Raw genomic sequence first — 20,554 nt, 5'->3', positions numbered from 1 at the left:
GCACCCGAGCCCGCGGCTCCGCCCGCCCGAACCGGCCCGCGACCCGCTCATGCAAGGTATCCAGCTCATCTATCACCAGATCGGTAACCACCCGACCATGATCAACTACCTGTCAAGCAAGTGCCGTTGCAGTACTAGGCGCAGTAGTGGCCGGCCGCGTGATCGAGGAGTACGGCCCAGCCACCGGCTTCACCCTCGCCGCGGTCATGTGCGCCCTGGCCGCCTGCGCCCTCCTCCCGGCAAAGGCCACCGGCGAACCCGAACACCCACGAGTCCCCCGGCCCGCCCCCAGGTCACCTGACCCGCCCACCTGCCCGGCCCCGCGCACGCGGCGTGGGCGCCGGCTGCCGGCCACCGGGCGTGCGGGCAACTCGGCGGGGCACGGACCACCGGTCATCGGAAGCCGGCAAGCTGGCCACCGGCGCCGGGCGTACGGGCAATGGGCGGGGCCCGGGCCACGGCCACCGGCCGTCGGGCGCGTGCGGGCAACTCGGCGGGGCACGGACCACCGGTCATCGGAAGCCGGCTACCGGCGCCGGCGTGGGCACGCGGGGCCGGCCACGGCCACCGGCCGTGGGCACGTGGACGGCCGGGCAAAATGCGGCGGGCAAGGTGGCTACCGGCCGCTCGCGTGTCGGCACGCAGCGGGCTACCGGGTGTGCGAGCCCGACAAGGCGGTCTGCACCCGGTCATTGGCAAACGGGCACCTGGCCGGCAAGCTGGTCGCCACCCCGCGACGGGGCGGGCGGGCAGCCGCGTCGGTTACTGGCCGCCGGACCGGCGAGCTGGTCACCGGCCACTGCGGGCGCGGGGTGGGTGCACGGCCGGCAGGCCGGCCGTGCCCAGCGCAGCCACTGGCCGCACCCGGGGCCGGCCGCGCGGCGTGCGAGCCGGCGGCGGAGCCCACCCCCGGGGCCACCTGCCAGGTGGCCGGCGCCGGCGGTCGGGTCGGCCAGCCGGCGGGGGCTAGCTTGCGGCGGTTCCTAGCGGCTCGCGTTCGAGGAAGTCCATGCCGCGCATTGGGTGCGGGATGTCGATGCCTTCGGCGCGGAAGCGCTCGTGCAGGCGCTTGACGAACTCGTGCTTGATCAGGAACTGGTCGCCGTACTCCTCGATCTGCATGATCACGGAGAACTCGATGCCGAGGTCGCCGAAGGTGTGGAACCGGACGACGGGCTCGGCGTCGGCGACGCCGCCGTCGATGCTCGACAGGACGTCACGGCCGACGGCGACGATGATCCGCTCGACCGTGGCCAGGTCGCAGTCGTAGGTGACGCGGGCCTGTACGACCATGTACAGGTCCTTCGCCGGCTGGTCGTAGTTGACCACGGCGCTGTTGGAGATCATCGCGTTCGGCACGATGACCATGTTGTCGAGCAGGTCACGCATCGTGGTGTTGCGCCAGTTGATGTCGACCACGTATCCCTCGTGGCCGTCCGGGAGCTTGATGTAGTTGCCCGGTTGCAGCTTCCGCGACGCCAGCAGGTGTACGCCGGCGAACAGGTTCGCCAAGGTGTCCTGCAGGGCGAGGGCGATCGCGATACCGCCGACTCCCATGGCGGTCAGTAGCGGGGTGATCGAGACGCCCATCGTCTGCAGCAAGATCAACATGCCGACCGCGAGCACCGCGATGCGCGCGATGTTCACGAAGATGCTGGCCGAGCTCGCCACCCCGGTCTTGGTGAGCACCGTGCGTACCAGGCTGCCCACCAGCCGGCTCACCGCAAGGGCGACCAACAGGATCAGCAGGCTCAACAGGAGCCGGTACGTCCACTTGCTCACCGTGCCGGTCAGCGGCAGCAGGGTGGCCGCGAACCAGGCACCCCCGATCACCAGCGCCGAGGACGCCAGATCGCGCAGGGCATTCACGAATACGTCGTCCCGAGTCCAGGCACTGCGCGGCAACCGGCCGTTGAGCCGCTTGACGAGTACCCGTATGAGCACGGCCGCGGTGACACCGACCACGACCGCGGCTACGGCAAAGATCAGCTCTGCCCAGGTAGGGGGTTGATGCAACGGAATCTCCAACTAAGCGGTGTAGTTTTCGAGCAACCTGAGCCACACCTCGCTGATCGTGGGGTACGCAGGTACCGCATGCCACAGTCGATCGATGTGCACTTCTCCGACGATTGCCACCGTCGCAGCGTGCAACAACTCGGCCACCCCGATGCCGGCGAACGTGGCACCCACGATCACGTGTCGCGTCTCGTCCACCACCATACGGGCCTGACCCGTGTATCCGTCGGCGAACAGTGCAGCTCCTGCGACGTTCCCGATGGGGAAGTCGACGGTGCGTACACGCAGACCTGCGTCTCGTGCCTGTCGGTAGGAGTAGCCCACCGCGGCGACCTCGGGATCGGTGAACACGACCTGCGGCACGGCCATGTGGTCGGCCGTCGCGACGTGCCTCGTCCACGGCACGGGGCCGACCCGCCGGCCGTCGGCGCGGGCGGCGATCGCCGCGCCGCACGCCCGGGCCTGGTACTTGCCCATGTGGGTGAGCAGGGCGCGGTGGTTCACGTCCCCGACCGCGTAGAGCCACTCGCCGGGCACGCCCCGCAGCAGACAGGTGTCGTCGACGTCGTCGAGCCAGTCACCGTCCTTGTGGCCCACCGTGTCGAGCCCGAGACCCTGGGTGCGTGGCACCCGGCCGGCGGCGACGAGCAACTCGTCCGCCATCACGGTCAACCCGGTGCTCGTGTCGATCACCACGCCGTCGCCGGTGCGGCTCACGTCGGTCGCGGTGGTGCCGAACCTGATGTCCACGCCGCGTTGCCTCAGCGCGCCGGCGACGAGCGAGCCGGCGAACCCGTCGACAGAAGGCAGCAGCGTGTCGCCGCGGACGATCATGGTGACCGCCGCGCCGAGCGCGGTGTACGCGTCCGCCATCTCGCAGGCGACCACGCCGCCGCCGATCACCGCGAGCCGGCCGGGCACCTGCTGTGCCGTCGTCGCGTCCCTGCTGGTCCACGGGTTCGCCGCGCGCAGCCCCGGTACGTCGGGGATCGAGGTGTCGCTGCCGGTGCAGACCACCACCGCGTGGTTCGCCCGCAGCCTGCTCTCGGTGCCGTCCTCGGCCACCACCGCGACCTCGCGCTCGCCGACCAGCCGGCCGGCGCCCCTGCGCAGGTCGATGCCGACGCTGTTCAGCCAGTCGACCTGGCCGTCGTCGGACCAGTTGGACGCGAACGCGTTGCGCGACGCCAGCACCGCGGCGGCGTCCAGCTCGCCGGTCACCGCCTCCCTGGCGCCCGGCACCGCCTGCGCGGCGGCCAGGGCGGCGGGCGGACGCAACAGGGCCTTGCTCGGCATGCACGCGTAGTACGAGCACTCGCCGCCGACCAGCTCACGCTCCACGACGACGGCGCTGAGCCCGCTCGCCACGACCGTTGCTGCGACGTTCTCCCCGGGTGGGCCGGCGCCGATCACGACGACGTCGTAGGCGTCGCTGACCGTCTCGTTCATGTCACCTCCCGAAACCTGCCGGCCGTGGCCGGCCGGCGCGTCGGCTACTTGGCCGCGGCGAGCCGTTGCCGCGCGGCCCGTCGGTACTTCCCCTCCCGCAGCGGGCGGGGAACGGTGAATGCGGCCACCCGCATCGCGTGCAGGGCCGCGGTGACGCCCATCGCCGGCGTCGGTGTACGCAGTCCGTAGAGCTCGCGCGCCCACGCCGGCAGCGACGCGTACGCGACGGCGCCGACGCTCGCCCAGCCCGGCCGTACAGCGGTGAAGTTCAGCACCAGCGGCATCGGCGGGAGGACGACGAAGCGTGCGGCGTCGCGTGCCTCCTGGGTGGCGGCGAGGCTGGGGCGCGCGGCGGTGAAGAACGCGGCCAGCTCCGCGGTGCTCGACGGGGCCGCCTTCGGGTCGATCCCGATCAGCCAGGCACGCCACCGCTGCTCGTCGACGTAGCGGTCCGCGGCGGCCGCGGACAGCCGCAGCCCCGCCCGGCGGGTGACGGACAGGTACGAGTCGATCTCGCAGCAGTGCACCCACAGCAGCAGGTCGTGCTGGTCGAGCCGGTAGCTCTCGCCGGTGTCGGGATCCACGGCGGTCAGCCGCTCATGGATACCGCGGATCCGCGCGGCGACCCGGTGCGCCTCCTCCACCGACCCGAACGTGGTGCAGCCGACGTAGCGCGCTGTGCGCACCAGTCGCTGCCAGGTGCCGTTGCGGTAGTCGGAGTTCTGGGTGAAGCCGCGGATCACCCGCGGGTGCAACGCCTGCAGGTACAGCGCGCGCGGTCCGGCCACCCACATCATCGGGTCGCCGTGCACCTGCCAGCTCACGCTGTTCGGTCCGGGCGGCCGGGTGTCGGCGTCCGGGGGGACGGTGAGCGTGTTCGGCACCGGTCCCACCTCCGGTCTCAGCAGCCCGACGCCGCGGTCAACGCGGTCTCCGCGCCGATCCCGGGCCCCTCTGCGTCGTCCCAGAATCGCAGGAGCGTCTTGACCAGGTCGTCGGGTACGTCCACGTTCGGGGAATGACCGGCCCCGGCGAAGATCGCCTCGCCGGCGCCGAGCCTGGTCGCCATCGCCGCCTGGACGGCGGGTGGCCATGCGTCGTCGCCGTCGCCGTACGCGACCAGCGTGGGCACACCGAGCGCGGCGAGGTCGTCCACCCGGTCCGGCTCGGTCAGCAGCGCCCTGGCCATGGCGACGAGCGCGTACGGCGAGCTGACCTCCAGCCGCCGGTGCACGAACTCCACCACCTCGTCCGGAGGTTTGGGGCCCGCCTTCAACCGTTCGAAGCGCTGCATCGTCGGCGCGACGACGTTCGGGCCGAACTTGGCGACCACCTCGACCAGCAGCCTGGCGTGCTTCGACCGCACCCCGATGATCCGGCCGGGCCCCGAACCGAGCACGGTGTACGAGCACACCCCGGTCGGGTCGGCAAGCAGCGCCGACCTGGTGACCAGGCCGCCGAACGAGTGGCCGAGCAGGTGCAGCGGCCCGCTGCCGGAGAGCGCGGCCACCATCGCGCGCACGTCCGCGCCGAGTGCGTCGGTGGTGTACGCCTCGTGGGTGGCCGGTCCCGGCGTCTCGTACTGGCCGCGCTGGTCGACGGCGATAACCGTGCGGCCGCCCGCCGCGATCGGCGCGAGCATGGCGATGAAGTCCTCTTTGCTGCCCGAGTAGCCGGGTACGAGCAGCGTGGTGGGCGCCGCCGACGCGTCCGCCGGCGGGTCGGCACGCAGCGCGGCGAACTCGCCGCGGTTGGTGAGAACTGAGGTGCGGAAGACCCCGTCGGGCAACTCGACGAACGGGGGAGTGCTCATAGGCGGGGCTTCCTGCTGCTCCGGGACCACTGGGGAGGACTACTCCTCGACAGTACCGCCATTGCCCGACCGGCGTGTCCTGCGTCGCCGCCTGCGTCGCCTGGGCTGCTCCCCGCCGTGACCGGCGTCCGCGTTGGCCGGGGCGGTTTGCTCGCTTGTGGCCGTGCTGTCCGATTCAATGGGTTCGCCGCGCCGGGTCCGCCTGCGCGACCTGTTACGGCGCGCCCGCTGCTCGCCGTCGCCTTCGGAGTCGCTCGCGGCCCGCTCGCCGCGCGGCTCGCGCCGCCGCGGGCTGCGGTCGTCGCGCGGCCGCCGGCTCGGCTTGGCCGCGCTGGCTCCCGGTGCGCCGGGCAGTGTGCCGGTGGCGTCCTCGGGGATCTCCAGTTCGCTGTACAGGTGCGGTGACGTGGAGTACGTCTCTGTGGGCTCGCCGAGGTCCAGGTCGAGGGCGTTGTTGATCGCCTTCCACCTGGCCAGGTCGGACCAGTCCACGAAGGTCAGCGCCGTACCGGTCGCGCCGGCGCGGGCGCTGCGGCCCACCCGGTGCAGGTACGCCTTCTCGTCCTCCGGGCAGTCGTAGTTGACCACGTGGGTGACGCTCTCCACGTCCAGCCCGCGGGCCGCGACGTCGGTCGCCACCAGCACGTCGATCTTGCGGCCGCGGAAGTTGCGCAACGCGCGCTCCCGGTCGCCCTGGCCGAGGTCACCGTGCACCGTGGCTGCCCTGAAGCCGCGTGCGACCAGGTCGCTGGCGACGTGGTCGGCGGAGATCTTCGTGCGGCAGAACACCATGGTGCGGCCGCGTTCTGGTACCTGCAACACCCGGGCGAGCACCTCCACCTTGTCCATCTGGTGGGTGCGGTACGCGAGCTGGCGCAGCTCCGGCCCGATGCCCTCTTCCTCGCCGGTCGCCCCGTGCACGTGCTCGACGTGCACCTGGGTGGCCTGCTTGAGGTAGCGCCGGGAGAGGCTGACCACCTCGCCCGGCATGGTCGCGGAGAACAGCAGCGTCTGCCGCCGCTCCGGGGTCATGGCGATGATCCGCTCGACGTCCGGCAGGAAGCCGAGGTCGAGCATCCGGTCGGCCTCGTCGAGCACCAGGGTGTTCACCTCGGACAGCTCGAGCACGCCGCGGTTGGCCAGGTCGAGCAGCCGGCCGGGCGTGCCGACGACCACGTCGACGCCGGACTTCAGCCCCTCGATCTGCGGATCGTAGGAGCGACCGCCGTAGATCAGCAGGATGCGGACGCCCCGGTCACCGGACGCCGTCTCCAGGTCGCCGGCCACCTGGACGGCCAGCTCCCTGGTCGGCACGATCACCAGCGCCTCCGGCCGGCCAGGGCCTGGCACGGTGATCCGCTGCAGTAGCGGCACGCCGAAGGCGAGCGTCTTACCCGTCCCCGTCGGTGCCTGCGCGATGACGTCGTTGCCGGTCAACGCAAGGGGAATGGTGAGCTCTTGCACGGGGAACGGCGACACGATGCCGACCGCGGAGAGCGCATCAGCGGTCTCCGCATCGGCTCCGAGGTCGCGGAAAGTCTTGATCGTTCGCACCCTTCTCGCATGGTAAGCAGGTGGGGCCCGTCGCCGCGGGTGTCACGACAGCCCCGATTCGCCAGAACGTATCGGTACGCCCCGGGACCCGACCGTGCCTGCGTCGCGGTGTCGTCCGGCGGGCACCAGTGCCGTCGTGGCGATACCCCCATCGCTACGGACTCCGTCGCGCGGGTACCGGTGGCTACCCCCGGCAGCCATGTCGACCATTCGCGCGACCGCGAGCAGTCTAGCTGCCGCACCTGCGGGGTTGAGCAGTGGCCGACGGCGGGCGTGTCGGCGACGCTGTGTTCTCCCGCCGGCGGGCGCCGGGATAGCCTGCGCGGATGAGCGAAGGAGCTGAGGAGCTGGCCGGAGGTAGGGGCCGCGTTGCTGCCTTGGTTGTCGGTCGCACCGTCGCGGCACCTGCCGGAGGGCAGCGATCGAAGCGGTCGCGGAGGAACGGATGAGCGATGGAGCGGGACAGCAGCCGCCGTCGGGCGTGGACCCAGCGTTGGACGTCGCCGTCGCCGATCTGCTCGGCGTGCTCGCCTACGCCGAGCTGGTGGCGTTCGAGCGGCTGGCCGCGTACTCCCGGCTGGCGCCTTCGCTGATCGACAAGGCCGCGCTTGCGGAGCTGGCAGTGGTGGAGTTCCGGCACTGCGAGCGGCTGGTGAACGCGCTCGCCGCGCGGGGCCTCGACCCGGAGGTCGCGATGCAGCCGTTCGTCCGGCCGCTCGACGACTTCCACGCCAAGACCAGCCCGAACGACTGGCTGGAGGGCCTGGTGAAGGCGTACGTGGGGGACGGTCTCGCCGGCGACTTCTACGCCGAGCTCGCGTCCGTGCTCGACCCGGACACCCGCGAGCTGGTGGGGGACGTGGTCGGTGACAGCGGGCACGCCACGTTCGTCGTCGACCGCGTGCGCAAGGCCATCGAGGAGGACCCGACGGTGGCCGGCCGGCTGGCGCTGTGGGCGCGCCGGATCGTCGGCGAGGCGCTGGTGCAGGCGCAGCGGGTCGCCGCCGACAGGGACGCGCTCGCAGCGCTACTCGTCGGCCGCGGCGACGCGGGCGCCGACCTCGCCGAGCTGGGCAAGGTGTCGAACCGGTTGCTCGAGAACCACAACGACCGGATGACCCGCCTCGGCCTCACGTCCTGACCGCGCCGCCGCCGTGGCTGGCGGCCGTGCTGGGCCAGTGATGGCGGGGCTTGGCGGGTCTGTCGCGCGGCAGAGCCTGACCGCGCCGCCGGCGTGGCTGGCGGCTGTGCTGGGTCAGTGGTGGCGGGGCTTGGCGGGTCTGTCGCGCGGCAGAGCCTGACCGCGCCGTGAACCGCCCCGGCGTTTCCGGAGATGGTCTGTCGCGCGGTAGAGCCTGACCGCGCCGCCGGCGTGGTTGGTGGCCGTGCTGGGTCAGTCGTGGCGAGGCTTGACGGGTCGTCGTGCCGCAGAGCCTGACTGCGCCGCCGCCGTGGCCGCCGCAATGGTCGCTCAGTCGTGGCGGCGGTTGCGGCCGGTGAGCCCGGCCAGCACGGAGACGCCGACCGCGGCGAGCACCAGCTGGATCACCAGCTCGAGCCAGTCGAAGCCCGGCGTGTCGGCCACCCCGAGCGGGGCTGCCAAGACCGTGCCGATCAACGCGGCGATGATGCCGACCCCGATCGTCATCCACCAGCGGATCTTCTGCTTGCCGGGGGCGAGCAGCCGACCGCCGAACCCGATGACCACGCCTACCACCAAGGCGCTGAGAATGCCGGTGATGTCCATCCGTCCCTGCCTTTCTGCGTTGGGACAGGTCCCTCTGTACGCAGGCTAGCTCGCTGCGGGTCAGACGGCGCCGAAGCCGACCCGGCGCTCGGTCTGCTCACCGATGTCGACGTAGGCGAGGCGGGCGGCGGGCACCACCACGCGGCGGCCGCGGTTGTCCTCGAGCACCAGCAGGCCGTCCGTGGCGCCGAGCGCGTCGGACACCGCTGACTGCACGTCGTCGGCCGATCCCGCGTACTCGATGACCAGCTCCCGCGCGGCGTACTGCACGCCGATCTTGACCTCCACAGGGACTTCCTCTCGGCATCTGTTCCGGCTTATGGACTACTGCGTGCAGCGTATCGGGGTGAGCGTGGCAGCTGGCGCCGCCGGCGCCCCGGGCGTGGCTACGCGGTGCGGGGCCAGCCGGAGATGCCGCGCCAGGCGAGCCGCGCGAGCAGGTCGACGGCCTCGGCTTTGGGCATGGTGTCGCGCACCGAGAGCCAGTGCCGCGCGGCCGCCTCGGCGTTGCCGACCAGGCCGCGGGCGAGCAGGCTGGCCTCCAGGGCCGGCATGTCGGTGTCCTCGGCGATCACCTCGCCGACCAGGTCGGAGCAGGCGGTGATCGCGCCGTCCAGCCGCTCCCTGACGGCCGGCTGGCTGCGCAGGTCGGACTCGAAGACCAGCTTGAAGGCCTCGCCCTCGTGGTCGACGAAGTCGAAGAACGCGCCGAACGTGGCCGCGACCCGCTGCTTGTTGTCCGTGGTCGACCGCAGTGCGCTCTTCACCCGCTCGACCAGCTCGCCGGCGTGCTCCTCGATGAGCGCGAGGTAGAGCTCGAACTTGCCAGGGAAGTGCTGGTAGAGCACGGGCTTGCTGACGCCCGCGCGCTCGGCGATATCGTCCATCGCGGCCGCGTGGTAACCCTGCGCGACGAACGTCTCCCGCGCCGCGCGCAGCAGCTGCTGGCGGCGGGCGGGCCGCGGCATCCGGGTGCCGCGTGGCGGCGTCTGCTGGCCGGCCGTCACGGCAGTTCCCCGACGGCCGCTTCCAGCGCTCTCCCGCGCACAACGCCTCCGCTGCTCCTGCCGCCCCAGTCGGGGCGCGCTCCGACCAACGGTACCGCCTACGCCGCCATGTGACCCGCAGTGCCTAGGGTTCGGCTAACGGTAGTCGTCCTCGTCGAGCTCGACCTCGCGGTACTGGTCGGCGGCGTCCGCGGGGTCCACGTCGTCGGGCAGGAGCTGCCGGTAGGCGCGCCGGCTCCCTCCGCCGGCGAGCTGGTGCTGCTCGGCGGCGTCGGCCTCGTTCAGGTCACTGTCGGTGAGCTCTGCCTCGTCGGCTTCGTTGCCGAAGTCGAAGTCCTCGCCGGAAACCGGGCGGGAGTCGCTTTCTGACATGGGCGGTAGCTTTCTTGCTCACGGGGTCGGCAACCGCTGCCGCGACGTCTCGAGCAGCGGGTCGAGCAGGTTACCGCGCTCCTCGACGCGGTCGATCACGTCCTCCGCCAAGAAGCGTAAGTCCGACGGGGTACGGCAGTCAGCCACCTCGGCCCAGCTGACCGGTGTCGAAACGGTCGGCTCGCTGCCGGCGCGCAGCGAGTAAGGCGCCACCGTCGTCTTGAACGCGTTGTTCTGGCTCCAGTCGATGAACACCTTGCCCTTGCGGAGGTTCTTCGCCATCCGCGAGACGACGAGCTTCGGGTGCTCCCGCTCCAGCCGGGCGGCGAGCGCCTTCGCGTACGCCGAGGTCTGCTCCGCCGGGGTCTCGGCGACGGGGACGTACAGCTGCATGCCCTTGCGCCCACTGGTCTTGACGCACGCCTCGAAGCCGTCCGCGGCGAGCGCGTCGCGCAGCAGCAGCGCGACCTCGCAGCACTGCACGATGGTGGCCGGCGCGCCCGGGTCCAGGTCGAACACGACGAGGTCGGGGTCGTGTACCTCGCAGCCGGGCAGCACCCGCCACTGCGGGATGTGCAGCTCGAGCGCGGCGAGGTTGGCCAGCCAGACCAGGGTGGGCAGGTCGTCGACGACGACGAAGCGCAGCATCTCGCGGCCGAGCGTGCTGCCTGGCGTCGGCAGCTCCTCCGTACGCACCCAGTCGGGCGTGTGCGAGGGCGCGTTCTTCTCGAAGAAGTCGGCCGCCTCGACGCCGTTCGGGAAGCGCTTCCTGGTGGCCGCGCGGTCGCGCAGGTGCGGCAGCATGACCGGCGCGATCCTCGTGTAGTAGTCGATGACCTCGGCCTTGGTGAACCCGGTCTCCGGGTAGAGCACCTTGGTCAGGTTGGAGAGCTTGAGGGTGCGCTCCTCCACCGAGACGAGTACCGACTCACCGGCCATCTGGGTCCACCTGGGTCGCGTCGAGGTCGGGCCGCAGACCGCGCCAGACCGCCGCCCGCAGCCGATTGTCCCTCGTCCAGCCGGTGTGCACGACCTCGGCCACCCGGGTCGGCGGCACCCAGTGCACGCTGCGCTCCGCGGCCGGGTCGAGCTGGCCGCGCAGCGGGCTGTCGGCGACCTCCTCGGCGGTGAACATGGCGTACAGCTGGTCGAGCACCTGGTCGCTGAACCCGGTGCCGACCTGGCCGACGTGGCGCAGGCCGCCGTGCCCGTCCGGCAGCGCGAGCACCACGGCGCCGACGGTGCCGGCCCGGCGGCCTTCACCGGGCAGCCAGCCGGCGACGAGCACGTCGCGGCTGTCCACGTGCTTCACCTTCACCCAGGCGTCCGACCGCTTGCCCGGCCGGTACACCGACTCCAGCCGCTTCGCCACCACGCCCTCCAGGCCGAGCCGCTTGGTGGCGTCGTACACCTCCCGCCCGTTGCCCGTTACGTAGCCGGGCACCTGCACCTTGCCGTCGGCGCGCAGCTCCAGCTGCTCGAGCAGCTCGCGGCGGTCCCGCAGCGGCAGGCCGGTGGTGTCGTGGCCGTCCAGCTGCAGCAGGTCGAACACGACGTACGTGACCTGGACGTCCCTGCGTGCCCGCCGTACGTCGACCGCCTTCGTCAGGTGCATCCGCTGCTGCAGCAGCCCGAAGTCCGGCCGGCCTTCGGGGTCGAACGCCACCACCTCGCCGTCGAGCACGGCGGGCACGCCGACCAGGCCGGTGAGCACGCTCAGCTCGGGGTAGCTCGCGGTCACCAGGTTGCCGACCCGGCTCCACAGGCTGAGCTCGCCGCCACCGAGACAGGCGACCACCCGTACGCCGTCCCACTTCGGCTCGAACGCCCACCCCGCGTCGTCGGCGGGCAGCTCGCCGGTGACGGCGAGCATCGGCGGCACGAACGCGGGCAGCATCTCCCCAGGTTATTGCTGGGTGAGGGCCAGCCGGGCACTGAGCGCGACGAACGCGGCGGCGAACGTGCGCCGTACCCAGGCCACCACCCGCGGCCGGCTGATGACCTTCGCGCGGATCGCCGCGGCGAAGATCCCGTACGCCGCGAACACCACGAACGTCGCCAGCATGAAGACGGCGCTGAGCTGCAGCATCCGCACCACCCCGCCGGACTGGCCGGTGCTCACGAACTGGGGGAGGAACGCGAGGAAGAAGATGCTCAGCTTCGGGTTGAGCAGGTTGACGAGGATGCCGCCGCCGATGACCTTGCCCGGTGACGGGGTGCCGGCCTGCTCCTCGACGACCAGGGCGCCGCGGTCGCGCCACGTGGACCACGCCATGTAGAGCAGGTACGCGACACCCAGGTACTTCACCACCTGGAACGCGACGGCGCTCGTATGGAGCAGCGCGGCCAGGCCGGTGATGGCGGCCACCATGTGCGGCACGATGCCGAGCGTGCAGGCGAACGCGGCCAGCACGCTGGCCCGGCCGCCGCGCGACAGGGCGGCCGCCAGTGTGTACAGCACGCCGGCGCCCGGCGTGGCCACCACGACCAGGGTCGTCACCAGGAATTCGATGCTCACCCGGGCGAATCTACGCGGTCTCAGGGCGACTCGTCAGCGGGTTCCAGCCGTACGTGCACCCCGCCCATGCGGTGCGGCACCACGTCGTCGCTCTGGTACGCGACCGGGTCGCGGTCGCCGGACAGCCGCAGCCCGGTCACGGCGGCGTTCTTCGGGACGTCGTACCAGAGCTCGACCTCGATGGCGTTGTGCCCGCCGATGCGGATCAGGTCCGGCTGCCGCCGCACGCCCATGGCGAACGGTCCGGCCGGTTCTGCGGCGCCGCGACGCCGGCGAGCGTCTGCCTGCGGGTGACATAGTCGTGGTAGCTGGGGTCGTGGTTGTCGACGCGCAGCGTGACGCGGCAGTACTGCCCCTCGGGCGTGCCCTCGCCGGCGTGCGTGCCCTGCACGGCGACGATGCCGCAGCCGAACTCGTATACGGTGAAGGTGAAGTGGCCGTCCACCACCGGCTCGGCGAGCGGCCGGGTGGTGCTCGGCGACGGCGACTTGGCGGGCCGGCGCGGCTCGTCGTCCTGGGTGCCGCGCGCGAACCAGCCGATGCCGACGCCCATGGCGAGCGCGAGCACCACCGCGCCCAGCCGTACTGCTACCGTCCGGCGACTCCGCATCGGACAAGTATGGCGCCGCTGGAGGGATGACACGTGGTGCAAGAGACGACCCTGGCCCGCGACCCGCTGCCGCTGCGCGGCCGGGTCGTCGTGGTGACCGGGGTCAGCCGCCGGATCGGCATCGGGTACGCGATCGCGCGGCGGGCCGCGGCGTACGGCGCCAGCCTGCTGCTGCAGCACCACAGGGAGCACGACGAGGAGCGGCTGTGGGGCGGGGACGACCTCGACGCCGTACGCGCGGGCGTCACCGCGGCGCTCGGCGACCCGGCCGCCAGGGTCGCCGACCTGCCGCTCGACCTCGCCCGCCCGGACGCGCCAGAGCAGCTGGTCGACCGCGCGTGCACGGAGTTCGGCCACGTGGACGCCCTGGTGTGCAACCACGCGCAGAGCGGCCTCGACGGTGCACTCGGCGAGCTCGACGCCGAGCTGCTCGACCGGCACTGGGCGGTGAACACCCGGTCCTCGCTGTTGCTCACGCAGGCGTTCGCCGCGCAGCACGACGGCCGGCCGGGCGGCCGGGTCGTGTTCCTGACCTCCGGGCAGCGGCAGGGTCCGATGCCGGGCGAGGTCGCGTACGCCGCGGCGAAGGGCGCGCTTGCCGAGGTCACGCTGACCGTGGCCGACCAGCTCGCCGACGACGGCATCACCGTCAACGCGGTCAACCCCGGCCCGGTAGACACCGGCTACCTCGACGAACGGACCTGGCAGCAGGTCGCGGCGAAGTTCCCCTTCGGCCGGTTCGGCGAGCCGGACGACCCGGCCAGGCTGATCGGCTGGCTGCTGACCGACGAGGCCCGCTGGGTCACCGGCCAGGTCATCGACACCGAGGGCGGGTTCCGCCGCTGGCAGTGACGGCCGCCGGGTCAGCCGTTGTCCACCGCCCGCACGTCGATGGACACCTCGGCACCCAACCAGAGGCTGGTGAGGACGTACTTCGTCCCGCTCGGCAGCGACCCGGCCTCGTCGGCGGCCGCGGACGCGGCGGAGCCGATCTGCTCGCAGTTCTTGTCGTAGAAGTAGAGGTCCAGGTCGTAGGTCGCAGCCGACTCGCCCTTCACCGTCACCGAGTGCATGCCGTCGCCGAAGCTGTCCGGCAGCTTCGTGACCCAGCCGTCCGTGCCTTGCGACGCCGGTGGCGCCGTGCAGTTGTTCTGCAGGTCGAGCATGGTCACGCTGGCGCCGAACTCACCGCCAGGGTTGCCCGCGGCGATCGTGCCTGAGTCCTTCACCGGATCGTCCGGCGGCTCCGGCGGCAGCGGCTGCACACCCTGCACGCCCTTGGCGAAGACCTGCACCTCGGCCGCCTGCACCTGCTCCTTGGTCTCGCCCATCGGTGCGTCAGCGTAGAAGCGTACGTACTTCGCGCGCGTCGGCTCGGCCAGCTGGAAGGTGCGGTAGTCCACGTCAGGGGCCACCGGTCGCGGTTTCTGGTAGCCGAACCCGTCCTTCTTCACCAGCGCGTTGCGCCACTGCTCGCCGTCGGTCGAGACCTGCACGGTGAAGTCCTTCAGCGCCTCGAACCTGGAGGTGGTGAACGCGCTCAGACGCACGGAGGAGACGTCCGCCGGCTTGGCCAGCTCGACGACCGCGTTCCCGCGCGGCTTCGTGGACCAGCGGCTGGACGCGGTGTCGTCGAACAACGCCTTCGCGCCTTCGCTGCTGGCCGAGACGACCTTCGCGCCGTTGCCGGTGGACGCCAGGTTCGGCGCGACCTCGAGCGTGACCCGCTTGCGGTCGCCCGCCTGCACCTTCACGGCGTCGAAGGTACGCGCGCCGAAGCCACGCGCCTGCACGGTCACGGGGTACTCACCGGCCACCGCGGGTGCGGAGAAGCCGCCGTCCGCGCCCGTCAGGCGCAGCGGCGTGCTGCCCGCCTCGAACGAGCCGAGGAACACGTTCGCGCCGGCGATCGGCTCGCCGGTGGACGCGTTCACGACCTTGCCGACCAGCTCACCGTTCTTCGACTCGTCGGGGTGGTCGAACGCCGGCGTCGGGTTCAGGTCGTCGCCGCCCTCGGTCTGGGCGTGTGCCCCGGCGCCGCGCTTCGCGAAGGCCGTCCAGAACGCGTCCCAGATCCCCTCGTACCTGTCCGAGTCGTGGTACAGGTCGTCGATCGCCGAGCCGATCGAGTCGCGCATCTCGAGGAACGACGGGTCGGCGGGCGAGCGCGGCATCGCCTCGGTCACGGTCAGGCCGGCGATCCGCGCCGCGGCCTGCTCGCCGTACTTCTTCACCAGCAGCTTGCGGTAGTCCCACAGGATGCTGGTCCAGATCTCGCCGTCGGAGTGCACCTCGGCGCCGCCGAGGTCGTAGCCGATGTCGGCGTACGTCGTCGGGTTGTCGTCGTACGCCCAGTTCCTGATACCCCGCTCGGCGTTGCCGGTGGCGTACGCGCCGACGACCGAGTCGTCCTGCAGGCCCTCGCGGTGCAGGTAGTTCAGCGCGTACCAGTCACCCCAGCCCTCGCCCATGGAGCCGGACTGGTGCGAGTTCAGCGCGTTGTCCTCGGCGCTGACGTAGCGGTTCGACAGCCCGTGCGCGTACTCGTGCTCGATCACCGAGGAGTCGAAGTCGCCGTCGCGGCAGGGGCCCTCGAACGAGTCGTTGATCGGCTCCCACAGGAACATGCCGCTCCACGCGGGGATGCCGTCAGGCAGCGTCAGCATGTACGCGTTGTCCCTGCCGGTGTAGAGCGGCTCGCCACCGGTCAGCGCGCCGGCTTGTGCCAGGCCGAGGATCGGGTCGCCGCCCTCGCCACCCTTGCCGTCGTTGTTGACCTGGAAGTTCCCGTCCTCCTCGGTGAAGCCGAGGTCGTAGAACTCGTCGTGGATCCGGTTGTGGTGGTAGAAGAGGTTGGTCGCGGCCGGGTCGATGTCCTTCGCGTAGGACGGCGGCACCGACTCGCACTCGCTGCGCTCCCAGTTCGCTGCGTACGCGTAGTTGAACTGCGACGTGGCGCTGACCGGGCGCGGCCCCTGGTCGGCGGGCACCAGGTAGTTGGACCAGTTCGCGTACGAGTTGGCGTTGTTGCCCAGCGTCGTCGGGCCGGGGAGACCGGCGACGCCGCTTGGGTCGACGTACCCAGAAGGCGACTCCTTGGTCGGCCCGAAGCTCTTCACCACCGCGTCGCCGCCCTTGGGCGCGCCGGGGTAGTTCGGGTAGACGGTGCCCTCCGAGTCGTTGTGCACCAGGCTGGCGCGGCGCAGCACCTTGCCGTCGGTGGCGTCGATCGTCACGTCCCACGCCCGGTCGAGCTTCTTCACGAACAGCACCTGCCAGGCCGGCTTCGCGCCGTCGGCGGTGACGAACACCGTCTTGCGCGCGTACGAGCCGGCGGCGAACGGGCCGCGGGCGAAGGTGGTGAAGCCGGCCTTCTCGCCACGCTCGTCGGCGCTGAAGTCGGCCTTCGGCGCGAGCGACCCGGCGACCTGCTCGAGCGCACTGTCGGCGGAGAGGTTCCAGCCGCCGCGCAGCGTGGCGCTGCGCGCGTTCTGCCCGGCGTACGACTCGACGGCGCCGTTCTTCCGCACGGTCACGGTCAACGAGCCGCCGTGCACGGCCGCCACGCCGTCGAACGTCTGGCGCAGGTCTACGACCCTGCTGCCGCTGCGCAGCCGGTGCACGCCGGTGACCTGGAGGTCGTCGAGGTCATCGGCAGCTAGCCCGAGCGCGCTGCGGTGCTCGCCGAGCCACCGTTCGGCGATCTGCCGCGGGGTGCCGTCGCGGGGCCCGGTGAGGGTGCCGCGCGCCGGCCGGATGGTGCGCGGGGTGCCCAGGTCGTCGTTCCAGGTCAGCCGTGGTCGGCTGGTGGCGTCCGCGGCGAGCTCCTCGAGCGCGCGCAGCTGCTCCTTGGTCGGCGACTGCCGCTTGCCCTGGTCGCGGGTGTCGACATAATCGTCGCCGTCCGCGGCCGGCGGCGGTGGCTGTACCGCCTGTGCGTACGCGGTGACGGATACCGCGACGATTGCGGCACAGCTGGCCGCGAGAACTGCCCGAGTGGCGTTGCGTCGTAGCACGCGCTGGTCACCCCTGCATGTCCAGGTGGCCCCCGAGTTCACCCCAAAGCATGGAGTCAGCGACCCCCCGGTTACTAGCCGGTACGCAACCGTGATCATCCGAGTACGGACAGCGACGCGAATGGCGACCGGACAAACCCGCTGGTCGTCGGGCATGCTGGGAGGCGAGAGAGCGAGAGGAGAGGCATGCGCAGCATCTGGAAGGGCGCGATCTCGTTCGGGCTGGTCTCCATCCCGGTCAAGCTGTACAGCGCCACCGAGGAACGCAACGTGTCCTTCCACCAGGTGCACCGGGAGGACGCCGGCCGGATCAAGTACCGCCGGGTGTGCACCGTGTGTGGTGAGGAAGTGCCGTACTCCGACATCGCCAAGGGCTACGAGCTGCCGAGCGGCGAGGTCGTCGTGCTCACCGAGGAGGACTTCGCCGACCTGCCGCTGTCGTCCAGCCGCGCGGTGGACGTGCTCAAGTTCGTGCCGCTGGCCGAGGTCGACCCCATCTACTTCGCGAAGAGCTACTACCTGGAGCCGGACGCCCAGGGCGCGAAGCCGTACGTGCTGCTGCGCGAGGCGCTCGAGGCGTCAGAGCAGGTCGCCATCGTGAAGATCGCCCTGCGCCAGCGCGAGCAGCTCGCGACGCTACGGGTGCGCGACGGCGTGTTCGTGCTCGAGACCATGCTGTGGCCGGACGAGATCCGCACCCCCGAGTTCGGGTTCCTCGACGAGGACATCGAGGTGCGGTCGCAGGAGCTGGAGATGGCCAAGTCGCTGATCGAGCAGATGAGCGGCGAGTTCGAGACGGACGAGTACTCCGACGCCTACCGGGAGGCCCTGCAGGCCGTCATCGAGGCGAAGGTCGAGGGCCGCGAGGTCGTGCAGCCTGAGGAGGAAGAGGAGGCCGGCACCGTCGTCGACCTGATGTCCGCGCTGCGCGCCAGCGTGGAGGCCGCGAAGACCGGCCGCGCGTCCGAGTCGGAGGAGGAGGCGCCGAAGAAGAAGGCGGCGAGCAAGCGCAAGACCGCCTGACGGCCGCGGCGGGAATGGTGTGGCGTCCGGCTCGGTTGGCACCGTTGAGAGACTGTTCCACGTACGACGACGCCACGAGCCGAGACCCGGAGAGACAACGTGTCGCTGCCACCACTGGTCGAACCAGCCGCTGAACTCACCGTTGACGAGGTACGCAGGTACTCCAGGCACCTGATCATCCCCGACGTCGGCATGGACGGGCAGAAGCGCCTGAAGAACGCCAAGGTGCTCGTCGTCGGCGGTGGCGGGCTCGGCTCGCCCGCACTGCTCTACCTCGCGGCAGCCGGTGTCGGCACGCTCGGCGTGATCGACTTCGACGTGGTCGACGAGTCCAACCTGCAGCGGCAGGTGATCCACGGCCAGTCCGACATCGGCAAGCCGAAGGTCGAGTCGGCGCGCAACAGCGTCGCGGAGATCAACCCGTACGTGCAGTTCAACGTGCACGAGACCAGGCTCGACAACAGCAACGCGCTGGAGATCTTCGAGCCGTACGACCTGATCCTCGACGGCACCGACAACTTCGCCACCAGGTACATGGTCAACGACGCCTGCGTCATCCTCGGCAAGCCGTACGTCTGGGGCTCGATCTTCCGCTTCGACGGCCAGGTCAGCGTCTTCTGGGACGAGTACGGCCCGAACTACCGCGACCTGTACCCGGAGGCCCCGCCACCCGGCATGGTGCCGTCGTGCGCCGAGGGCGGCGTGCTCGGCGTGCTGTGCGCGTCGATCGGCGCGGCCATGGTGACCGAGGCGATCAAGCTGATCACCGGCATCGGCGAGCCGCTGCTCGGCCGGCTGATGATCTACGACGCGCTCGCCATGACGTGGAAGACCGTCAAGGTGCACAAGGACCCGGAGGGTGAGCCGGTCAAGGAGCTCATCGACTACGAGGCGTTCTGCGGCGTGGTCTCCGAGGAGGCCGCGGACGCGGCGGCCGGCTCGACGATCAGCGTCAAGGACCTGAAGGAGAAGTTCGACCGCGGCGACGACTTCCTGCTCGTCGACGTGCGCGAGCCGCACGAGTACGAGATCGTGCAGATCCCCAATGCCGTGCTGATCCCGAAGGACCGGATCCTCTCCGGCGAGGCGCTGGCCGAGCTGCCCCAGGACAAGCCGATCGTGCTGCACTGCAAGACCGGCGGGCGGTCCGCGGAGGCACTCGCCGCGCTGAAGCAGGCCGGGTTCGCCGACGCGACGCACGTGGGCGGCGGCGTGACCGCCTGGGCCAACCAGATCGACACCTCGCTGCCGACGTACTGACGCGTCCTAGACTCCGCGGCGTGGACGACTTCGCGGAGGCCGTGCTCGATGTGGTCGACCAGATCCCGCCGGGCAAGGTGATGGCGTACGGCGACATCGCCGAGTACGTGGGCCGCGGCGGCCCCCGGCAGGTCGGCCGGGTGATGGCGCTCTACGGTGGCGGCGTGCCGTGGTGGCGCGTGGTGCACGCCAATGGCTCGCCCGCCTTCGAGGAGGACGGGCGAGCCGTCGCGGCACTACGCGAGGACGACACCCCGATGCGAGGTACCAGGGTCGACATGCGCCGTGCCCGCTGGGACGGCTTCTGACACTGCGTTACGGAGAGATCTACCCCGGTGACCCTCACAGGGGTTGAATGTCTGTGCACTGGCGCTGGCTGATGCCATCGCCGCCAAGCGGCGCGAACTCGCCGACGTCCAACGACAGTACGACGAACTCTTCGTCGACGGCCAGGCCCTCATCAAGGCCGTCGACAAACTCAGCGCCGGGGAAGCGCGACCGTGACGCTGAGTGGCGTGGCGCAAACGCTGACAAAGAAGCAGCTGCGTGACCTGCTCGACGAGAACAACCGAAGCCGGCAGCCACTCGGTCAAACGGCCGTGCGTCTCCGCGACGAGCTGACCGAACTCGAGAGCCAGCAGATCGGCGTCGGCAAGCCGTCACGCCGGCAGCAGCGGCGGGACCTGGCGCCCCACACCAAGCACACGGGGCGGAGCACGGCGACAACCGGTGACAACGGCCGGCGTCCGGACCCCTGCTCGACCAGCCGTTGCGCGCCGCAGGATCAACTCGACACAGCCAAAGGCACCATTTTACTCGTTACGTCGACGGGTTCTCGATGAACGTGACGACGTTGCCGTCGGGGTCGGCGACGGATGCCAGCCTGGCGTTCTTGTCGGTGGTGGTGACCTCGCCGAGCGCGATGCCGCGGCCGGCCAGCTCGGCGGTGTGTGCGGTCAGCTCGTCGACGGCGAAGTTGAGTGCCGTCTGCCCGGCACGCTGCGGGTCGTGGAACACCTGCACCCACGCGGTGTCGGCGACGTGCCAGTCGGCGAGGCTGGGCATCGGCCGGGCGTCGGCCGGCCGGCCGAGCAGCCGCTCGTACCAGGCCGTCGCCGTGGCGAGATCGCGTACGGGGACGACGGCGAGAACCTTTGTGATCGACATGG

22 protein-coding genes are annotated in these 20,554 nt (G+C 71.1%); 6 read left to right on the top strand and 16 right to left on the bottom strand.

All coding sequences use genetic code 11. The features are described from left to right. Window positions 1-966: 966 nt before the first annotated feature. The 5 genes from GEV07_21290 to GEV07_21270 all read right to left on the bottom strand — a co-directional run bounded on the left by GEV07_21290 (window position 967) and on the right by GEV07_21270 (window position 6,832). Window positions 967-2,016, bottom strand: coding sequence for a mechanosensitive ion channel (locus tag GEV07_21290; protein MQA05149.1), 1,050 nt, complete (start codon window positions 2,014-2,016; stop codon window positions 967-969). Window positions 2,017-2,028: 12 nt separating this feature from the next. Then, window positions 2,029-3,465 carry a pyridine nucleotide-disulfide oxidoreductase gene (locus tag GEV07_21285; protein ID MQA05148.1) on the bottom strand — a complete coding sequence of 479 codons (1,437 nt, stop codon included), beginning with the start codon at window positions 3,463-3,465 and terminating at the stop codon, window positions 2,029-2,031. A 44-nt stretch (window positions 3,466-3,509) separates the two neighbouring features. Then, window positions 3,510-4,262, bottom strand: coding sequence for a DUF2236 domain-containing protein (locus GEV07_21280; protein ID MQA05147.1), 753 nt, complete (start codon window positions 4,260-4,262; stop codon window positions 3,510-3,512). A gap of 104 nt (window positions 4,263-4,366) precedes the next feature. Further along, window positions 4,367-5,278, bottom strand: a complete 912-nt coding sequence (locus tag GEV07_21275) for an alpha/beta fold hydrolase (protein ID MQA05146.1) — start codon at window positions 5,276-5,278, stop codon at window positions 4,367-4,369. A 39-nt stretch (window positions 5,279-5,317) separates the two neighbouring features. Continuing rightward, window positions 5,318-6,832 (bottom strand): DEAD/DEAH box helicase, encoded by a 1,515-nt coding sequence (locus GEV07_21270; GenBank protein MQA05145.1) that lies wholly within the window; start codon window positions 6,830-6,832, stop codon window positions 5,318-5,320. Between the two features lie 445 nt (window positions 6,833-7,277). Here GEV07_21270 and GEV07_21265 point away from each other — a divergent pair, with 445 nt between their 5' ends. Further along, window positions 7,278-7,973, top strand: coding sequence for a hydroxylase (locus tag GEV07_21265; protein MQA05144.1), 696 nt, complete (start codon window positions 7,278-7,280; stop codon window positions 7,971-7,973). 330 nt (window positions 7,974-8,303) lie between these two features. Here the strand turns inward: GEV07_21265 and GEV07_21260 are convergent, their stop codons facing one another. The 9 genes from GEV07_21260 to GEV07_21220 all read right to left on the bottom strand — a co-directional run bounded on the left by GEV07_21260 (window position 8,304) and on the right by GEV07_21220 (window position 13,086). Further along, complete coding sequence (locus tag GEV07_21260) at window positions 8,304-8,579, bottom strand: GlsB/YeaQ/YmgE family stress response membrane protein (protein MQA05143.1); 276 nt, start codon at window positions 8,577-8,579, stop codon at window positions 8,304-8,306. Window positions 8,580-8,639: 60 nt separating this feature from the next. Beyond that, window positions 8,640-8,867 (bottom strand): DUF3107 family protein, encoded by a 228-nt coding sequence (locus tag GEV07_21255; protein ID MQA05142.1) that lies wholly within the window; start codon window positions 8,865-8,867, stop codon window positions 8,640-8,642. A gap of 98 nt (window positions 8,868-8,965) precedes the next feature. Continuing rightward, window positions 8,966-9,547 carry a TetR family transcriptional regulator gene (locus tag GEV07_21250; GenBank protein ID MQA05141.1) on the bottom strand — a complete coding sequence of 194 codons (582 nt, stop codon included), beginning with the start codon at window positions 9,545-9,547 and terminating at the stop codon, window positions 8,966-8,968. 174 nt (window positions 9,548-9,721) lie between these two features. Beyond that, window positions 9,722-9,958 carry a hypothetical protein gene (locus tag GEV07_21245; GenBank protein ID MQA05140.1) on the bottom strand — a complete coding sequence of 79 codons (237 nt, stop codon included), beginning with the start codon at window positions 9,956-9,958 and terminating at the stop codon, window positions 9,722-9,724. Window positions 9,959-9,976: 18 nt separating this feature from the next. Further along, the gene (locus tag GEV07_21240; protein ID MQA05139.1) at window positions 9,977-10,897 is read right to left on the bottom strand and encodes an ATP-dependent DNA ligase; all 921 of its coding nucleotides are present in this window, start codon (window positions 10,895-10,897) and stop codon (window positions 9,977-9,979) included. Further along, window positions 10,887-11,855, bottom strand: a complete 969-nt coding sequence (locus tag GEV07_21235) for a hypothetical protein (protein MQA05138.1) — start codon at window positions 11,853-11,855, stop codon at window positions 10,887-10,889. Before GEV07_21235 ends, GEV07_21240 begins: the two co-directional genes overlap by 11 nt. Before the next feature lie 9 nt (window positions 11,856-11,864). Next, window positions 11,865-12,476, bottom strand: a complete 612-nt coding sequence (locus tag GEV07_21230) for a LysE family translocator (protein ID MQA05137.1) — start codon at window positions 12,474-12,476, stop codon at window positions 11,865-11,867. A 20-nt stretch (window positions 12,477-12,496) separates the two neighbouring features. Then, entirely contained in the window at window positions 12,497-12,703 is a 207-nt protein-coding gene (locus GEV07_21225; GenBank protein MQA05136.1) for a hypothetical protein, read from the bottom strand. Continuing rightward, window positions 12,682-13,086, bottom strand: coding sequence for a hypothetical protein (locus tag GEV07_21220; protein ID MQA05135.1), 405 nt, complete (start codon window positions 13,084-13,086; stop codon window positions 12,682-12,684). The genes GEV07_21225 and GEV07_21220 overlap by 22 nt, the downstream gene beginning before the upstream one ends. A 36-nt stretch (window positions 13,087-13,122) precedes the next feature. Here GEV07_21220 and GEV07_21215 point away from each other — a divergent pair, with 36 nt between their 5' ends. Further along, complete coding sequence (locus GEV07_21215; protein ID MQA05134.1) at window positions 13,123-13,938, top strand: SDR family oxidoreductase; 816 nt, start codon at window positions 13,123-13,125, stop codon at window positions 13,936-13,938. Window positions 13,939-13,949: 11 nt separating this feature from the next. On the opposite strand, the gene GEV07_21210 is transcribed toward GEV07_21215, so the two are convergent. Then, window positions 13,950-17,201 carry a coagulation factor 5/8 type-like protein gene (locus GEV07_21210; GenBank protein MQA05133.1) on the bottom strand — a complete coding sequence of 1,084 codons (3,252 nt, stop codon included), beginning with the start codon at window positions 17,199-17,201 and terminating at the stop codon, window positions 13,950-13,952. Between the two features lie 87 nt (window positions 17,202-17,288). Here GEV07_21210 and GEV07_21205 point away from each other — a divergent pair, with 87 nt between their 5' ends. The 4 genes from GEV07_21205 (at window position 17,289) to GEV07_21190 (ending at window position 20,227) form a co-directional block, all read left to right on the top strand. After that, the gene (locus GEV07_21205) at window positions 17,289-18,125 is read left to right on the top strand and encodes a Ku protein (protein ID MQA05132.1); all 837 of its coding nucleotides are present in this window, start codon (window positions 17,289-17,291) and stop codon (window positions 18,123-18,125) included. 99 nt (window positions 18,126-18,224) lie between these two features. Further along, the gene (gene moeZ / locus GEV07_21200) at window positions 18,225-19,385 is read left to right on the top strand and encodes an adenylyltransferase/sulfurtransferase MoeZ (protein MQA05131.1); all 1,161 of its coding nucleotides are present in this window, start codon (window positions 18,225-18,227) and stop codon (window positions 19,383-19,385) included. A gap of 20 nt (window positions 19,386-19,405) precedes the next feature. Then, a complete protein-coding gene (locus tag GEV07_21195; protein ID MQA05130.1) occupies window positions 19,406-19,693 on the top strand; it encodes a cysteine methyltransferase in 288 nt (95 codons plus the stop codon). 207 nt (window positions 19,694-19,900) lie between these two features. Then, on the top strand, window positions 19,901-20,227 hold the full coding sequence (locus GEV07_21190; GenBank protein ID MQA05129.1) for a hypothetical protein: 327 nt from the start codon (window positions 19,901-19,903) through the stop codon (window positions 20,225-20,227). On the opposite strand, the gene GEV07_21185 is transcribed toward GEV07_21190, so the two are convergent. Next, the gene (locus GEV07_21185) at window positions 20,205-20,552 is read right to left on the bottom strand and encodes a VOC family protein (protein ID MQA05128.1); all 348 of its coding nucleotides are present in this window, start codon (window positions 20,550-20,552) and stop codon (window positions 20,205-20,207) included. The two genes, GEV07_21190 and GEV07_21185, sit on opposite strands and share 23 nt — an antisense overlap. Window positions 20,553-20,554: the final 2 nt, after the last annotated feature.

This window comes from Streptosporangiales bacterium (assembly GCA_009379825.1).
Taxonomy (GTDB): Bacteria; Actinomycetota; Actinomycetes; order Streptosporangiales; family WHST01; genus WHST01.
Note: the sequence above shows the minus strand (reverse complement) of the source record. Positions and strands in the feature narration are given on the sequence as shown.

What these genes read in the sequence shown, in the direction of transcription:
- GEV07_21285 (MQA05148.1), bottom strand. Translation starts at nt 3,465, where the DNA reads ATGAACGAGACGGTCAGCGACGCCTACGACGTCGTCGTGATCGGCGCC.
- GEV07_21280 (MQA05147.1), bottom strand. Translation starts at nt 4,262, where the DNA reads ATGATGTGGGTGGCCGGACCGCGCGCGCTGTACCTGCAGGCGTTGCAC.
- GEV07_21275 (MQA05146.1), bottom strand. Translation starts at nt 5,278, where the DNA reads ATGAGCACTCCCCCGTTCGTCGAGTTGCCCGACGGGGTCTTCCGCACC.
- GEV07_21265 (MQA05144.1), top strand. Translation starts at nt 7,278, where the DNA reads ATGAGCGATGGAGCGGGACAGCAGCCGCCGTCGGGCGTGGACCCAGCG.
- GEV07_21260 (MQA05143.1), bottom strand. Translation starts at nt 8,579, where the DNA reads ATGGACATCACCGGCATTCTCAGCGCCTTGGTGGTAGGCGTGGTCATC.
- GEV07_21250 (MQA05141.1), bottom strand. Translation starts at nt 9,547, where the DNA reads ATGCCGCGGCCCGCCCGCCGCCAGCAGCTGCTGCGCGCGGCGCGGGAG.
- GEV07_21245 (MQA05140.1), bottom strand. Translation starts at nt 9,958, where the DNA reads ATGTCAGAAAGCGACTCCCGCCCGGTTTCCGGCGAGGACTTCGACTTC.
- GEV07_21240 (MQA05139.1), bottom strand. Translation starts at nt 10,897, where the DNA reads ATGGCCGGTGAGTCGGTACTCGTCTCGGTGGAGGAGCGCACCCTCAAG.
- GEV07_21235 (MQA05138.1), bottom strand. Translation starts at nt 11,855, where the DNA reads ATGCTGCCCGCGTTCGTGCCGCCGATGCTCGCCGTCACCGGCGAGCTG.
- GEV07_21220 (MQA05135.1), bottom strand. Translation starts at nt 13,086, where the DNA reads ATGCGGAGTCGCCGGACGGTAGCAGTACGGCTGGGCGCGGTGGTGCTC.
- GEV07_21210 (MQA05133.1), bottom strand. Translation starts at nt 17,201, where the DNA reads ATGATCACGGTTGCGTACCGGCTAGTAACCGGGGGGTCGCTGACTCCA.
- GEV07_21205 (MQA05132.1), top strand. Translation starts at nt 17,289, where the DNA reads ATGCGCAGCATCTGGAAGGGCGCGATCTCGTTCGGGCTGGTCTCCATC.
- GEV07_21185 (MQA05128.1), bottom strand. Translation starts at nt 20,552, where the DNA reads ATGTCGATCACAAAGGTTCTCGCCGTCGTCCCCGTACGCGATCTCGCC.